14 protein-coding genes are annotated in these 15837 nt (G+C 60.0%); 8 read left to right on the top strand and 6 right to left on the bottom strand.

All coding sequences use genetic code 11. From position 1 onward, the window contains the following. The first annotated feature begins 303 nt into the window (after nt 1–303). From NKI41_RS24640 to NKI41_RS24670, 7 genes are all read left to right on the top strand, one after another. Nucleotides 304–1002, top strand: coding sequence for an FkbM family methyltransferase (locus NKI41_RS24640; protein ID WP_352542513.1), 699 nt, complete (start codon nt 304–306; stop codon nt 1000–1002). Nucleotides 1003–1464: 462 nt separating this feature from the next. Next, nucleotides 1465–2535 carry a GDP-mannose 4,6-dehydratase gene (gene gmd / locus NKI41_RS24645; protein ID WP_352502827.1) on the top strand — a complete coding sequence of 357 codons (1071 nt, stop codon included), beginning with the start codon at nt 1465–1467 and terminating at the stop codon, nt 2533–2535. Nucleotides 2536–2696: 161 nt separating this feature from the next. Next, nucleotides 2697–2894: a hypothetical protein gene (locus tag NKI41_RS33335; RefSeq protein WP_502901239.1), complete on the top strand. Its 198-nt coding sequence runs from the start codon at nt 2697–2699 to the stop codon at nt 2892–2894. Nucleotides 2895–3636: 742 nt separating this feature from the next. Beyond that, nucleotides 3637–5937, top strand: a complete 2301-nt coding sequence (locus tag NKI41_RS24655; RefSeq protein ID WP_352685473.1) for an AGE family epimerase/isomerase — start codon at nt 3637–3639, stop codon at nt 5935–5937. Between the two features lie 75 nt (nt 5938–6012). After that, nucleotides 6013–6327, top strand: coding sequence for a GYD domain-containing protein (locus tag NKI41_RS24660; protein WP_352685474.1), 315 nt, complete (start codon nt 6013–6015; stop codon nt 6325–6327). A gap of 544 nt (nt 6328–6871) precedes the next feature. Beyond that, a complete protein-coding gene (locus NKI41_RS24665; RefSeq protein WP_352685475.1) occupies nt 6872–7702 on the top strand; it encodes a PA3715 family protein in 831 nt (276 codons plus the stop codon). Between the two features lie 124 nt (nt 7703–7826). Further along, entirely contained in the window at nt 7827–8375 is a 549-nt protein-coding gene (locus NKI41_RS24670; protein ID WP_352685476.1) for a class I SAM-dependent methyltransferase, read from the top strand. A gap of 302 nt (nt 8376–8677) precedes the next feature. Here NKI41_RS24670 and NKI41_RS24675 read toward each other — a convergent pair whose 3' ends face one another. Next, nucleotides 8678–8911, bottom strand: a complete 234-nt coding sequence (locus tag NKI41_RS24675) for a DUF6429 family protein (protein ID WP_352685477.1) — start codon at nt 8909–8911, stop codon at nt 8678–8680. Nucleotides 8912–9077: 166 nt separating this feature from the next. Then, a complete protein-coding gene (locus tag NKI41_RS24680; protein WP_352685478.1) occupies nt 9078–9239 on the bottom strand; it encodes a hypothetical protein in 162 nt (53 codons plus the stop codon). A gap of 338 nt (nt 9240–9577) precedes the next feature. On the opposite strand from NKI41_RS24680, the gene NKI41_RS24685 reads away from it, so the two are divergent. Beyond that, nucleotides 9578–11164 (top strand): adenylate/guanylate cyclase domain-containing protein, encoded by a 1587-nt coding sequence (locus NKI41_RS24685; protein ID WP_352685479.1) that lies wholly within the window; start codon nt 9578–9580, stop codon nt 11162–11164. A gap of 149 nt (nt 11165–11313) precedes the next feature. Here NKI41_RS24685 and NKI41_RS24690 read toward each other — a convergent pair whose 3' ends face one another. The 4 genes from NKI41_RS24690 to cysD all read right to left on the bottom strand — a co-directional run bounded on the left by NKI41_RS24690 (nt 11314) and on the right by cysD (nt 15436). Continuing rightward, nucleotides 11314–11559 (bottom strand): type II toxin-antitoxin system VapB family antitoxin, encoded by a 246-nt coding sequence (locus NKI41_RS24690; RefSeq protein ID WP_352685480.1) that lies wholly within the window; start codon nt 11557–11559, stop codon nt 11314–11316. Nucleotides 11560–11791: 232 nt separating this feature from the next. Further along, the gene (gene cysQ / locus NKI41_RS24695) at nt 11792–12580 is read right to left on the bottom strand and encodes a 3'(2'),5'-bisphosphate nucleotidase CysQ (RefSeq protein WP_352685486.1); all 789 of its coding nucleotides are present in this window, start codon (nt 12578–12580) and stop codon (nt 11792–11794) included. A 10-nt stretch (nt 12581–12590) separates the two neighbouring features. Further along, nucleotides 12591–14528: a sulfate adenylyltransferase subunit CysN gene (cysN, locus tag NKI41_RS24700; protein WP_352685481.1), complete on the bottom strand. Its 1938-nt coding sequence runs from the start codon at nt 14526–14528 to the stop codon at nt 12591–12593. Nucleotides 14529–14530: 2 nt separating this feature from the next. Next, nucleotides 14531–15436 carry a sulfate adenylyltransferase subunit CysD gene (gene cysD, locus NKI41_RS24705; protein ID WP_352464033.1) on the bottom strand — a complete coding sequence of 302 codons (906 nt, stop codon included), beginning with the start codon at nt 15434–15436 and terminating at the stop codon, nt 14531–14533. Between the last annotated feature and the right edge of the window lie 401 nt (nt 15437–15837).

The raw sequence follows: 15837 nt of genomic DNA on the forward strand, positions 1-15837 counted from the left end.
TCCTACTTCCTACGCGGTAGGGCAACGACGTTGGCCGAGCCCAAGGCGATGCTCCCGTAGCATCTGTTACGAACGCCGAGCGACGGGATTACCTCCTTTTGTTGGAGCGCCTGCCACAATGACACTCTGGTCGCGGGAGGGAATCGATATAAAATTCACAGGTCGATAGCCGCTCCGCGTTAGGCCAGACTGAACCCCATCTGGCGCTGTTGTCTATTTTGGACACAGTGAGGACGGCGGACACAGTGAGGACGGCGCAGTCAAGCGGAACAGCTACTAGGAATAAGCCAAAGGCAACCATTGATGTACAATCCAGATGGGCTCCGGTATTGTAAGCGAGTTGTAAGAGCGGCCTTAGGATTCGATCATCTTCTCCGGCCCGAATGCTCTATTCCTACACAAAAACTCGGCTCCGCATATGGAGGTTGGGTCGTTGCGGTCGAGCCTCTTCTAGCTGCTCCCTCCCCTATTGTTCTTTCCTTTGGCTTAGGGGACGATATTTCATTTGATCTGGAAGTCAGCAAAGTATTCGGTGCAAAGGTCTTTGGGTTTGATCCGACTCCGGCCAGTCTTGACTGGATTGCCGCTCAGGAATTACCCCCCACTGTGCGGATCTACCCCTTGGGAATATCTAATTTCGACGGGGAGCAAACGTTTGCTGTGTCCGAAGATGACACACGCAGCAATTTTTCCACGAAGTTGGTTACAGGCAAGAGCATTGTCTGCAACGTGAGGCGTTATTCTACTATCCTGGATATGCTCGGACTGGCAACTGTCGATGTGCTGAAACTCGACGTCGAGGGGGCAGAGCACGACGTCCTTCCAGAGGTGCTTGGATCTGATGTCCTACCGAGACAGATTCTCGTCGAGTTTCACCACTGGTGGCACCGCACTCCCGTGGAGCAAACCTACCGAACAGTGGAAGCGATAAAGGGCCAGGGTTACACCCTGTTCCATGTTTCTCCTGCGGGCCACGAATTGTCATTTTTGCTGACGCGATAGCAAGCCTTACGAGAACTTTCGACAAGCCGCCGTCGGTGGCGGGATCGTCGGCAACAACCTGACGCCACGCTTGCCAGGTGACCCGAGAACCGTTTCTCGGCAGGCATCGCCCGCGCCGCACTGATCAGCCGACCCACATGTTCGGCATTGCCGACCGCAGCATGGCCGGCATGCAGCTCCCGGAGAAGCGGTGGCGCAAGCGCTTGTGAAGTGACGGCTCGCGGCAGGGCGGCTACGTCCATGCCATAGGAGCATAGGCTGAAGAGGCTCGCCAAGCAGAAAGGGGACGCACGGGAAGTAGCTGTGACGGGCATTGAGCGGTGGGGATTACCTCTTTTGCTGGCGTGCCTCCCACAAAGACACTCTGGCAGAACAAGGCACTTTCGCCTTTCGTTAGAGGAGTGTGGGGCAGACCGTCGGTCGACGAGGCCACCACAGCCCTCAAGGATTGGATGGGACCCGATGACAGATCGCATTGCGCTCATAACTGGTGTGACCGGTCAGGACGGTGCCTACCTTGCCAGACTGCTGCTGGAGAACGGCTATACTGTCCACGGACTGAAACGCAGATCCTCCTCCTTCAATACCGAACGCATCGACGACATCTACGTCGATCCGCACGAACCGGACGCACGCTTTTTTCTCCACTACGCCGACCTGACCGATGCGACCAATCTCATTCGCATCGTTCAGGAGACGCGCCCTACCGAAATCTACAATCTGGCGGCCCAAAGCCATGTCCAGGTAAGCTTCGAGACGCCTGAATATACCGGCAACGCCGATGCCCTTGGCACACTCAGGCTGCTTGAAGCCATCCGCATCCTGAAGATGGGAGAGCGGGTGCGCTTTTATCAGGCATCAACCTCCGAGCTGTTCGGCAAAGTCCAGGAGGTGCCCCAGACGGAGAAGACGCCGTTCTACCCGCGCTCTCCCTATGCGGCGGCCAAACTCTATGCCTATTGGATCACGATCAACTACCGTGAAGCGTACGGAATGTTCGCTTCCAATGGCATACTGTTTAATCATGAAGGCCCCACGCGCGGCGAAACGTTTGTGACCCGCAAGATCACACGTGCGGTTGCAGGTATCGAGCGAGGCTTTCAGTCCGCCCTCTATCTTGGAAATCTGGATGCGAAACGCGACTGGGGGCATGCTCGCGACTATGTGGAGGGCATGTGGCGGATTCTTCAGCACGCCGAGCCAGACGACTTCGTCCTCGCCACGGGCGAAACCCACTCGGTTCGAGAGTTCGTAGAGCGTGCCTTTCGGGCAGTCGGCCGCGTCATCGTCTGGGAAGGTAAGGGGGTGAACGAGATCGGCCGGGATGGCAAGACAGGAGAAATCCTCGTCCGAATCGACCCACGCCATTTCCGTCCAACGGAGGTCGATCTCCTGATGGGAAATCCGGCGAAAGCCCGCTCAAAGCTCGGCTGGTCGCCTAAGACGACGTTCAGCGACCTCGTGGCGGAAATGGTGGCGGCCGATCTGAAACGTCTGGAGCGAGAGCGCTGGCATAGGGACAGTAGCGTCTAGAAAGCGCCACCGGTCATGAACAACACTTACCGGCTCCGTGATGTGCGTCTTGGCAGCATCAATATCGTCGCAAACGCGACCGGCAAGATCGTGCCAAGCGGGCGCACCAGCCTTTAGAGAGGGGCGTTGTCCGCGCTACCCACGTGCGCGATGGACAGAGCGTGAAGGCTGGCGACCTTCTGTTCGATTTCGACCCGACCATGACGCCGACGAGGAGCGCCAGCAAAACGATCTCCGTTCGGACCGAACTCAACACGCCGCTGCGCGCGGAGCCGCAGACGATCCGCTTGCCGCCTTCGCGGCCGTTCCGGAAAATCGACTTGGCACGCCGGGAGTTGCCGGTCAGCGTCCCTTGTTGACGTTCTCCGACTCCAGAAAAGCGCTTGGTTCACCTCGCTTTGGGAGTATTTCGGCCTAGGCGTGCCTGCAACTTCACGAAAGATAGACGCCGCCAATTCTAGACCTATGGGCCTGCGCCTTTGGCAGCGTGGGCGGCAGCCGCTCTCGTCCTGTCCACGAATGACATCTCTCATTCCGGCGAGATCTGCCATCGGCGGTTGAACGCCAGTTCCGCGTGAGGTATCGATCTCGCGGGCGTGCGTTCGGGTACTCGCCGTTTGCGTCGGTCCAATGAGAGCGCGGCCTAATCCGTCATTCCTTCTCTGAACAGACGACGTTTCGCTGACTCCTTGAAAGCCGTGAGAAGGCGAGCCAGCCTCCGAAATGCCTTTCGTCGCCATTCTCGCGGAACCGGAACTTGAACGCGGTCACCGGCATGTTGCAGCCCAGCCCACCCTTGTCGTCAGCCCGAGCAGCACGCACGAGACATCCTTTCGGTCGCCGACAGGCATGCTCCTATTGGACTAGGGGTGCCAATCGGGGCGTTAGGGCTACCCCAATTCATGAAGGAGCCTCCCGCCCGGCAGCGTGCTACGTCTGTCCGCGCAAGAGCCGAGCAAAATGCGTGACCCAGGACACAGTCGGACAAGCCAGGCCGAACGCATTCGGCTTCGTCGCGAGATGTTCGGGGCTGTCGATGCCGTGCTGCGCCGCAATCCAGAGGTCGGAGCCTACAACCAGAAATTTTGAGGGGACTGGATCATGCCGGAGCGGATCGTCAGTTTTGTGATGAGCGGGGGCGTCGGCTCGCGGCTGTGGCCGCTGTCGCGCGAAGACAATCCCAAGCAATTCCACGACCTTTCGGGCGACGGCTCGATGCTTGCGAAGACTGTCCGACGCCTCAAGGCGCGCTCGGACGGCGAGACGCCGATCTATCTGATAGCCTCCGAACGGCATGCCGACCGCGTTATCTCGGACATCGGTCCGCTCGGCCTGAACGGGGGCAGACCGATTTTCGAGCCCGTCGGCCGCAATACCGCCGCTGCGGTGGCCATAGCCACGTTGCAGACGATCTCCGAATATGGCGGTGACGCGCTTGTGCTCGTGGTGCCCTCCGACCATCAGATATCGACCGAAATGCAGTTCTGGCAAACCGTCGAGGCTGGCATGCCTGCCGCCGATTCAGGAAGCATTGTCGTATTCGGCATCAGGCCGACCCATCCCGAAACCGGGTACGGCTACATCGAGGTTACGGCAAATGGTGACGGCGGGGCCGCCGTTTCACATTTTGTCGAAAAGCCCAATGCCGAGACGGCCGGCAAATATGTGGCTTCGGGAAGATTCTACTGGAACGCCGGCATCTTCCTGTTTCGTGCCGACACGATGCGGAAGGCATTTCTCGAGTTCCGGCCAGACATCTGGGACAGCGCGGAACGGGCCCATAAGGCTGCACGGACCGACGTCTTGGGCATCTACCTGCCCCAGGGCTTCTATTCGGCTGTCCCGTCGACGTCGATCGACTACGCAGTCATGGAGCATGCACGCGGTATTGCGATGGTTACGGCTTCCTTCCGCTGGAACGACCTTGGATCGTGGCAATCGCTGCTCGAAGCCAGCCCGACGGACCGCGACGGCAATGTCATAATGGGCGACGTTGTCGCCATGGATTGCGGCAACTCCTATCTCAGAAGCCAGGGCAGACTGCTGACAGTCATTGGGATGAAGGATGTGGCGGTGGTGACGACACCGGACGCGGTATTCGTCGCTCCTGTCAGCCACAGCCAGAACGCGAAGAAAGTCGTCGAACAACTCGAGAAGAGCGGACGCCTTGAAACGAAGTTCACGGGGTCGGACGACCGGGTCATCATCAGCGGGTCATGGCGCAAGCGGGTCGAGCACTGGCTCTTCAACGAAACCCTGCCGCTGTGGTCCACTGCAGGTGTCGACGATGCGTATGGCGGCTTCCACGAGGCGCTCGGTTTCGATGCAAGGCCGTTGGGCAAACCCAAGCGCATGCGGACGATGGCGCGCCAGATTTACGCGTTCGCGGTGGCCAAAGAACGCGGCTGGGCTGGACCGGCCGACAAGCTCATCGACCAAGGCATCAAATTTATCGCCAAACACGGCCGCACCGAACGCGGTGGCTGGGTGCGCACCCTTAATGCCAATGGCAGCGTGGCTGACCCGACGGAGGACGCCTACGACCATTCCTGCGTGCTCCTGGCGCTCGCCCATGCTCACCGATGCGGCCAGCAGGATGCCCTGCAGCTGGCACAAGAGACGTTCCATTTCATCGACACCCATCTCGAGGACGTCAGCCTGAACGGTTTCCTCGAGACCCCCGGCTGGAAGGGGGTGCGGTTCTCGAACCCGCACATGCACATGCTGGAATCCTTCCTTGCCTGGCATCGCGTCACCGGCGAGCGTGCATATCTCCGTCGGGCGGCACGTGTCGTCGATCTCTTCCGGTGCCATTTCTTCGATCAGGAGAGCTGGACGCTTGGGGAACATTTCGATGTCGATTGGCTACCGTTGCCGGGAGAGGAGGGACAGTGGACCGAACCAGGGCACCATTTCGAATGGGCCTCGCTCCTCATCGATTTCGCGCGGGCAAGCGGGCAGAAAGACTTGGCAGCCTATGCAAGGAAGCTCTATTCGTCGGCGATCGCCAGCGGATTGAACCGGGCCACGGGCCTGGCTTATGCAGCCGTGTCGCGGCAGGGAATTCCCTTCGACCGGCTCTCCCGCAGCTGGCCGCAATGCGAAGCCGTCAAGGCGGCCGTCGCCCTGGACGGCATCGGCGGGCCTGATCTGAAACCTGAGATCGAAGCACGTGTCGCCCGCCTCTTCAAATGGCATATCGATCCCGCACCGCTAGGCTTGTGGATCGACAGAATTGACGAGCGCGGAAGGTCACTGGCGACGGAGGTGCCCGCGAGCATTTTCTACCACCTCGTGACGGCCTTGATGCAGTATCTGGACAAGACCGCAGGGCAAGTCGAACCTTTCCCGCTGCCAGCTTTGGATGTGAGCAAAAGCGTTGCGATGCAGGGTTACGGCTGACCCAACCGTCCGCCATAGCTCCGTGTTGGTCAAACGACCAATAACGAAAGTAGTACAAGATCGGGAGGAATACCCATGAAAGTGACAATCCTGGGAAACTGTCCGCCCCATGCCTACAACGGATTGATGCAAAGTTCAGACCGAGAAGCTGCAATCAAGGCGGTTTTGGAAAGCGTTGGTAGCAAGGTATCCGGTATGATGTTTACTCGCGGCGCCTACGATATTGTCATCAATGCTGAGGTTCCGGACCAGGCCGATGGGATGGACCTAGCATTGGCGGTCCGGGCAAGCGGCTGGATAAACGAGCTAGTTGTCCTCGAAGAACTCGACATGAAGGCGGCGCTCGCAGCCGCCAAAAAGGCTGCCGGCGTTTACAAGCCCGTCGGCTGATTGGACAAACTGGCTGTACATTTGAAGGCAGCACGGTTCCGATTGAACGCGCCGTGCTGCCAAGTCTCAAGGAAAGACACGCTGCGGTTTCGGAAAGCCGAAGCAGGCGCGGCATTGGTTCTGCTTCAATACCGCGCCGACAGCGAACCCGCCCGGCTCAGGGGGTCAGAAACGGAGGTCATGCCGAGTTAATTTTGGAATGTACACCCTAGAAGGTGCGCTTAACGGATCGGCGAGGTCCGGTTTTGTAGAGGTTTCTTGTCGGAGCGCTTCTTTTCTAATCGGAGCGCGACAAGGCAATCGAGATCACCTTGTCCGTATCTGTTTCAGGCAGCTCGAACAGCATTGGCAAGAATTGGCCGCTCGGGCGGCGTTCTCATGATCACCGTCCCTAAGCGAGCTCGGGCTTTGCGACTTTCCAGGATACCTATGGTCCTGACGCAGCGGGTGGAGCTAGCCGTCACTTCTCTACACCCTGTGCGCCGCCACCAATCTCGCGTAGAAGGGCCCTGACCGAACCCGGCCCTGCGAGGCAAGAAACTCCATGCGAATAGTGTTGCCTGTCCTGTTGCTCGGCGCCGCCCTCGCCAGCCTGTCGCCCCCCAAGGCCGCGGCGAGCGATTGCGGCGATGCCACCGCGCTGGTGCTGCAGGCCTATCCCAAGGCCCGAAAGAGCGCCGACGGCACCTCGTTCACGCTTGAACCTCATACCAGCATCACCTCAACGCTCCCGGAGAGCGAAGCGCCATTTGGCCTGGTCTGCAAGATTTGGCCCGCCCATGTCGACCTGCTGTTGGTGGCTGTGCCGCTGATTGACAGGGCTAACGGCGACCACCTGCATGTCGGCGATATCGAGCTTCTGGTCGTCGACAGGAATACGCTGCGTGTTCGCCAGCGCCTGCTCCAGCCCGGTCTGATGACCGATGACGCGATTGTCATCGAGAAGGTGGAATTCGACACCGGCCGCTATGCACTGGCCTCTGAGGTAACCGCCTTCGGCCTGAGCATCGAACTGGCACACCATTCGCTGACCGCTCCCTTCACTGAAACCGACCTGCGGCTCTATGCTCTCACCGGCGATACGCTACGCGTGGTGCTCGACGGCCTCGTGGTGGCCGGCTCTGGCGGCGATAGCGATGGTAGTTGCGCCGGATACTTTCATTCCAGCCAAGTCAGCCTGGTGATAAGCCCGGCGAGCCATCATGGCTATCACGATATCACCGCGGTTGAGCGGTCGAATACCGATAATCCCTCCCCCGACCAGAATGGCGAATGCCAGTCCCATCCCGCCAAGTCTGTGAAGCGGACCTACCGGCTGCGCTATGACGGCAACCGCTATGCGGTTCCCGCGGCACTCAAGCTGATGGGGTTGTGAGGCGGCCGCACACGTCCCTGCCTTGGTTCGTCAATGTCATCAATTCCAGTTGAACGGGTATCGACCGTTAATTCTCTCGTGGTAGGAGGCGCTCAAGGGGGCTCTTCTCAAAGGAGCTGATGATTTGTGGTGGTCAAGATTCAAAAGGGGTTTTGCCGGAACGTGGGACGACAGACTTGACGGGCTATTCTCCGCAAAGGTCGACTACGCCGGAAAATCCATTCTCGATGTTGGCTGCAATATGGGTGTTGTCGCCTATGAGATATCCAAGCTGAAACCCAGTTCGATCCACGGGATCGACGTTGCGAAGCCGCATATCGAGACTGCAAAGATGTTGTTGAGTGGCTCCCCGGTACATGCCCGGTTCGATCGCCTAAACCTCGGCAGCCGACGCCTCGGCAATATCCTCCTACCGAAATACGATATCGTCCTGCTGCTGGCCGTCTACCAGCACATGCAGCGCAACATCGGCCCGGGCAAGGCGCGAAGGGTGCTTTCCAATATTGTCAGGCGCACCTCGAACGTCGTTGCCCGCGTTCCGCCTGGAACGGATGGCGAATTCATCGAAACGCTTTCTGACGAGGGGTTCCAGGTCAAGAGCACCCACACATCGCCTCTTGGTAGTCATGTGCTCGTGCTTGAGAAACCTGCCTTCGGAAATCCGCAGCCATAGAGATTTCGCATCGCCAGTGGCAATCTGCCCCACTAACATCCCATGTGTCAGCAGCGGCGCCGACCCGCTGCTGGCTGCAACTCGGCCCGGAGCGCCCATTCGCCGGGAGAAGCATCTCGCGGCTGCGGTATGCTCTGCCACTGCCTTAACAGAATGGATGCGCCCGTTGGCGTAGATGACGAATACCAATTTGGCCGTCACGGCGAGAGCACCGGCCGTCCCGCCTGCGGTCGGCGCGCCGCCGGTGTCGAAATTCAGCCATGTGCGTTATCAGCTCGCAGGCGCCCGTCCAGCGCTCTGGCTCAGGGCGCCGGGCGAGTGAACAGGGTTCGGAATAGCTCCTCAGCACGCCGCAGTCCTTCATCTGTCAGAACCACCGACTTCGCCTTGCTTGCCGGATTCGCGATCAGCCCCTTCTCGTGCAAGCGATCCAGAGCATTCCAATCCAACTCCTTCCAGGCGCGCCTCTCTTCATGCAGCGTCAGCCAAAGCAGGCCCATAACGGCATCGTCGATCTTGTTGGTGTCGATCTCCATGCAAGCAGTTTAACACGCGGAAGCGCCGCTGCCACGATCCACACCGTAGGGTTATTCCTCGCCCAACGGTTCGCCTGAAAACAAGTGCCTCACTCAGGCGTCGCATCCGCGACGTCGTCATTGGGGCGACGACGAGCCGGGACGGCATTGGAGTTCATCATGATGCCTAAGCGGCCGTGGCAGCGTTGCCGCTGGCAATGAAATGCGAATTGGCGAAATCCTCGTCTTCGCCCAGGTTGCGCTTACCGTGGGCGAGCGGCGCACCATTCAGGTGCGCGTCATACTGCCGGCAGCGCGCAGCACCCGCGTCACCCGCCGCGGTGCCCATTCCATAGTGTGGCCGAAACGCGGACACGTTTCACGGGACACTTTCTTTTCCGACGCGCTCTCCGGCCGCAGAAGTCTCAACCTTGCCAGACACGAATTTTGAGCCCTGAGCGGTTATCGCGGAGCGCATTCCACCGACTTTGCGACATCCCTTCACTGATTCATTGTCCGTCTAGCGCCAGAATGCAAATCGCTGTGAGGGTCGGGGCTTCGCAACAACCGCTCAAGGTCGTTCCGACATTGCAGGGCTGACGTGTTTTCATCGAGCCAAGACTGACTCTGGTACCGTGCCGGGAATGAGCTATAGTTCACATACTAAGACGGCCGGGCGCTTGCACAATGGCTGGACTGGGTGAACAGATTGCGCGTCAGCAGCGCACCATGGGACCGCTCCTGGTGGCGGCAGTGGTCATCGGCCTTATCGGTCTGCCCGTCGCAGCCTGGCTCGACCTCCGAGACCTGTCGGAACGGATGCTGCGCAGGCAAGCGAGCGAAATCAGCCGCATCATCGACGAAATGCGCGGATTCTACGGCAGCGACGTCGTGGGACGCGTGCTGCAAGCTAACGGCGCCGTAACTGCGACGCACAACTACCGGGACGTGCCAGGCGCGATCCCTATTCCAGCAACCCTCTCGATCGAACTCGGCAAGCGCATCAGCGCTCACGACGGCTCGGTCAAATATCGGTTCGTCTCGGATCTGCCTTTCAAAGGTCGCGCGCCCCACCAGCTCGATGCGTTCGAGCGGAATGCAATCCTGGCTTTGCGCGCCAACCCGAAGGAGCCGATCATCGAGGTCTCGGGCTCACTGTTTGACCGGCAGGTCCGCGCCGCGGCCCCTGTCATAATGGGACAAGTGTGCGTGACCTGCCATAACTCACACCCGGACAGCCCCAAGACGGACTGGAAGGTAGGGGATGTCCGAGGGATCCAGGAGATATCAGTCAATCAGCCTATCGCTGCGAACGTGCTGACCTTCAAGTATCTGCTCCTATATTTCGGTTTCGCGGCGGCGGCGGGCCTGACGTTCATTCTCCTGCAGCGTCGGCAGTCCGCGTTGATTCAGGGCATCAACAAGGAGCTTTCGGAGGCAAACGACTTCCTGGCCGCGATTTCATTGAAGATCGCCAAATACCTTTCGCCTCAAATCTACAAAAGCATTTTCAGCGGCCAGAAGGACGTCACCATCGCGACCGAGCGCAAGAAGCTCACGATCTTTTTCTCCGACGTCAAGGATTTCACCGCGATCGTGGAACGGCTCCAGCCCGAGGACCTGACGCTTCTCCTCAACGAGTACTTCACCGAGATGTCGACGATCGCGCTCAAACACGGCGGCACCGTCGACAAGTTCATCGGCGACGCGCTTCTTGTGTTCTTCGGAGACCCCGAGACGCAAGGCGTCGAGGAAGACGCGAGAGCCTGCTTGCGCATGGCTGTCGACATGCAGCGTCGGCTGGAGCAGTTGAACAGGGTGTGGCATGACCGCGGAGTTGAACGGCCCTTCCGAGCTCGCATGGGCATCAACACGGGCTATTGCAACGTTGGGAACTTCGGTTCCGATGATCGGATGGACTACACGATCATTGGAGCCGAGGCGAACTTGGCGGCCCGGCTGCAGTCGATTGCCGAGCCCGGCGGCATCTGCCTCAGCTATGAGACTTACGCGCTCGTGCGCGACCTTGTCCGGGCGCGTCCGTTAGCCCCGATTGCCATGAAGGGGATCAGCCGGGAGGTTGTCCCCTACGAAGTCGAGGGCCTCCTGGGTGAACTCGCCCAGCGCCCTCAGGTCATCAGCGAGCATGCGACTGGTCTCGACTTGTTCCTCGATGTTGAGGCAATCGACGAGAACGGGGTGGAGCGGGCGAAGAAACGACTTTCGGAGGCGCTCCTGGCCTTAGCCATCCGAAGCAAGCCCGCCGCATTTTAGGTTCTTGAACGTGATCGCCTCGGCCCTGACGGCGCTGATGACCAGCGAGGATGCTGCGCGCGAACTCCTGGCCGGGACCCGGCGGGCTGAACGGTGTTTGAACCGGACTTTACTTGGCTGGCCACGGTCCAGATTGAAGTTGATGAACATCAGTCATTCTCGTACAGGCTGTCGCGAAACGCCTTGTCGGCCGGCCTGCCGTGATCAGGCTTGCCCCGGGCTCGCAGATCACGGCAGAACCTGGCGCCGATCTCTACCAGGGACGCTCTAGCCTGTTCGCGCTCAAGCTCATGCTTGAGCGCGGCATGGACAGCCTCTGTCAGACCAGTCCTCTTAAGTGCGGCGAGCCGGCGGGCCAGTGCGTCGGTCTCGGGATTTTTGATGTGGAACGCCATCACTGCCTCGTATAGCCGTTCAAGTGTATCGGTATACAGCAATTTGGATACACCGTGTGAAGGCCCCGCAGCATCGACCGGACACGAAGCAATCGGCCACGCCGACCCAACTGTCGGCTGGATGGGATCGTACCGCTGTGTTTACAGATCTCGAGCAGTATCTGAGGTCGCTTGCATAAGTCACTTGCAACACCCGCACTTTCGTACGGGTCTGCAACTGCGCAATCACCGTCTAGCCAAATCCAGCAGCCTTGCCGCTTGCGATAAAATGCGGGTTGGCGAAATCCTCGTCGTCACTCTGGTTGCGCTTGCCGTAGGCGAGCGGCTCACCATCCAGCGTGCGCGTCATGCCGCCGGCGGCGCGTAGCACCGCGTCACCCGCGGCCGTATCCCACTCCATGGTGCGGCCGAAGCGCGGATAGACGTCCGCCTCGGCACCGGCGACAAGGCAGAATTTCAGCGACGAGCCGACCGAGACGATCTCGGCGGCGCCAAGCGCGCGGATATAGGCATCGGTTTCCGGCGTGTTGTGGGAGCGGCTGGCAACGACGGTCAGCGGCACCATACCAGCCCTTGCCGAAATCGGCTGGCGATCGACGATTTCATAGTCCTCATTGATCTCGATCGTTTCCGCTTTGCCCGGCCGGCCGGAAAAGAAGCGGCCGGTGCAAGGCGCGAAGACGACGCCGATCTCAGGCACGCCATGGCGAACCAGCGCGATGTTGACAGTGAAATCGGTCCGCCGGTTGACGAACTCCTTGGTGCCGTCGAGCGGATCGATCAGGAAAAAGGCGTCGCCGAGATCCGGTGCCATGATGCCGGCCGAAGCTTCTTCCTCGGCCACGCATGGAATCGCCGGAAATGCGGCGCGCAGCCCGGCAAGGATGATCTTTTCGCTCTCGCGGTCAGCCTCCGTCACCGGCGAACTGTCCGACTTGCTGTCGACCGCACAGCCGGCACGAAAGACACGCATCACCTCGCGCCCCGCCGCCAAGGCAAGGTGCTCGAAGACGGCGAGCATCGCTTCGTCGTCAGATACCGCCGCCGCTGTCATATTGGTCTTCGGCAATGTCCCGCTCGTTCAGCCAGTGTTCCAGGGCGTCCACCATCTCCTCGGCCGATTTGCCGAGTGTCTTGAGATGAATTTCGGGCTTTTCCGGCACCTCATAGGGTGAATCGACGCCGGTGAAGTTCTTGATCTCGCCGTTCAACGCCCGCGCATAGAGACCCTTCGGATCGCGCCTGGCGCATTCCTCGAAGGGGGTATCGACAAACACCTCGACGAATTCGCCGTCGGCCATCAGTTCGCGCGCCATGCGCCGCTCGGCGCTGAACGGCGAGATGAATGACACGATGACGATCAGCCCGGCGTCGGCCATCAGGCGTGCCACTTCGGCGACGCGGCGAATGTTTTCGACACGATCGGCGTCGGTGAAACCGAGATCGCGGTTGAGGCCGTGACGGACGTTGTCGCCATCCAGAATGTAGGTATGGCGCCCGGTGGCGAACAGCTTTTTTTCTAACAGATTGGCGATGGTCGACTTGCCCGAGCCCGAAAGCCCGGTGAACCAGAACACGGCCGGCCGCTGGTTCTTCATATCGGCGCGGGCGCGCTTGCCGACATCGAGCGACTGCCAGTGGATGTTTTCGGCGCGGCGCAGCGAATGCAGGATCATGCCGGCGCCGACCGTGGCGTTGGTGATGCGGTCGATCAGGATGAAGGCGCCGGTGGTGCGGTTTTCGGCAAACGGATCGAAGACGATCGGCGACCGCGTCGAGATGTTGCAGATGCCGACTTCGTTCATTTCAAGCGACTTGGCTGCCTCATGGGCAAAGTCGTTGACGTTGACGCGGTATTTCAGGTCGGTGACGGTGGCGCTGGTCTGGTCGGTCTCGGTGCGCAGGATGTAGGAGCGGCCGGGCAGCAGCGCATGTTCGTCGAACCAGACGATGTTGGCGGCGAACTGATCGGCGACCTGCGGCCGCGCCGCCGACGATACCAGCATATTGCCGCGCGAGACTTCCACCTCGTCGTCGAGGACAAGGGTGATGGCCTGGCCGGCGATAGCCTGCTGAAGATCGCCGCCATGCGAGACGACGCGCCTGACACGTGAGGACTTGCCGGATTTGACGACGACCACCTCGTCGCCCGGCGCAACCGACCCGGAGGCTATAGTGCCCGCGAAACCGCGGAAGTCGAGATTGGGGCGGTTCACGTATTGGACGGGAAACCGGAACGGCAATTCGACCGCGGCCTCGTCGACCGAGACGGTTTCGAGATGTTCGATCAGCGTCGGGCCGGAATACCAGTCCGTCCTATCGGAACGGCCGGTAACATTGTCACCGTAGCGAGCCGACATCGGAATGGGCACGATCGTCTCGAAGCCGAGCTCACGTGAGAACTGCGCGTAATCGGCGACGATCCGCTCAAAAACCGCCTCGTCGAAACCGACAAGATCGATCTTGTTGACGGCGAGCACAATGTGGCGGATGCCAAGCAGCGAGGCAATGATCGAATGTCGTCTGGTCTGGCGCAACACGCCCTGGCGGGCATCGATCAGCACGATGGCGAGATCCGCGGTCGATGCACCCGTCGCCATGTTACGAGTGTATTGTTCGTGGCCGGGCGTGTCGGCGACGATGAACTTGCGCTTTGGCGTGGCGAAGAAGCGATAGGCGACGTCGATGGTAATGCCTTGCTCGCGCTCGGCCTCGAGGCCGTCGACCAGCAGCGCGAAGTCGACGTCATCGCCGGTGGTGCCGTGCTTGCGCGAATCGCGCTCGAGCGTGGCCAGCTGGTCCTCGAAAATCTGCTTGGTGTCGGAAAGCAGGCGCCCGATCAGCGTCGACTTGCCGTCGTCGACCGAGCCGCAGGTCAGGAAGCGCAGCAGCGACTTTCGTTCCTGCGCCGCCAGATAGTCGCGGACGCCGTCGGTCGGGGCGAGGCTCTTGGCCATGATGTGGCGCATACTCAGAAATACCCCTCGCGCTTCTTCTTTTCCATCGAGCCGGCTTCATCACGGTCGATCAGGCGACCTTGCCGCTCGGAAGTGCGCGCCGTGAGCATTTCGCCGACTATCGCCTCCAGAGTGTCGGCCTCCGAGTCGATCGCGCCGGTCAGCGGATAGCAGCCGAGCGTGCGGAACCGCACCATCCGGTTCTCCACTGTTTCGCCGGGCCGCAGCTGCATGCGCTCATCATCCCTCAGGATAAGCATGCCATCGCGCTCGACGACCGGCCGCTCCTTGGCCAGATACAGCGGCACGATCGGGATGTCTTCCTGAAGAATGTACTGCCAGATGTCGAGCTCGGTCCAGTTCGACAACGGGAACACCCTGATCGATTCACCGGCAGCGATGCGGGTGTTGAAAATCTTCCACATCTCCGGCCGCTGGTTCTTCGGATCCCAGACATGCTGGGCGTTGCGGAACGAAAAGATGCGCTCCTTGGCGCGCGACTTCTCCTCGTCGCGTCGCGCGCCGCCGAAGGCAGCGTCAAACCCGTATTTGTCGAGCGCCTGCCGCAGCGCCACCGTCTTCATCACATGAGTATGGGTGTTGGAGCCGTGATCGAACGGATTGATGTTGTCGCGCACGCCGTCTTCATTGACATGGACCAAGAGGTCGAATCCGAGCTTTTGCTGCATCTGGTCGCGAAAGGCGATCATCTCGCGGAATTTCCAGGTCGTGTCGACATGGAGAAAGGGAAAGGGCGGCTTGGCGGGATAGAACGCCTTCATCGCCAGATGCATGAGCACGGACGAATCCTTGCCGACCGAATAGAGCATGACCGGCTTGGCAAACGCCGCGGCCACCTCGCGAAAAATATGGATGGATTCGGCCTCAAGCCGCTGAAGGTGCGTAAGTGCGATGTTCATGGACTGTAAGCGTTCTTTCGTACCGATCCACGGAAGGGCCTGCATCGGAGGCGACCTTCAGCCGCCCGATTCAAACTGCACCTCCGGACAATCTATTCTCGTGCGGGCGTTCTAGCAGATCGTTCCTGCGCAGAACAATGCAAGACAGGCTTGCGGCCGAATGGTTCGGGAATGAATTTTCCACCCAGCATGCTAATTCGAGAAATTCCTGCCCAAGGAGCCCTTGTGTCTATGAGGGCCCGGAAAATATTGCCTGGGCCGCGGAAAGGCCGCTGCATTTTGTCATGATGTATTCCATCGGCCAACCGCCTTGCCTGTACGCATCCGGTGAAGACCGCAGACGTGCGCATCCGGCAGCCAGGAGAACCTGAGCACCGGAGTGCTGGGGTCAAGCTTTCTTT

Source organism: Mesorhizobium sp. M0601 (genome assembly GCF_040320845.1).
In the GTDB taxonomy this organism is placed as follows: Bacteria; Pseudomonadota; Alphaproteobacteria; order Rhizobiales; family Rhizobiaceae; genus Mesorhizobium.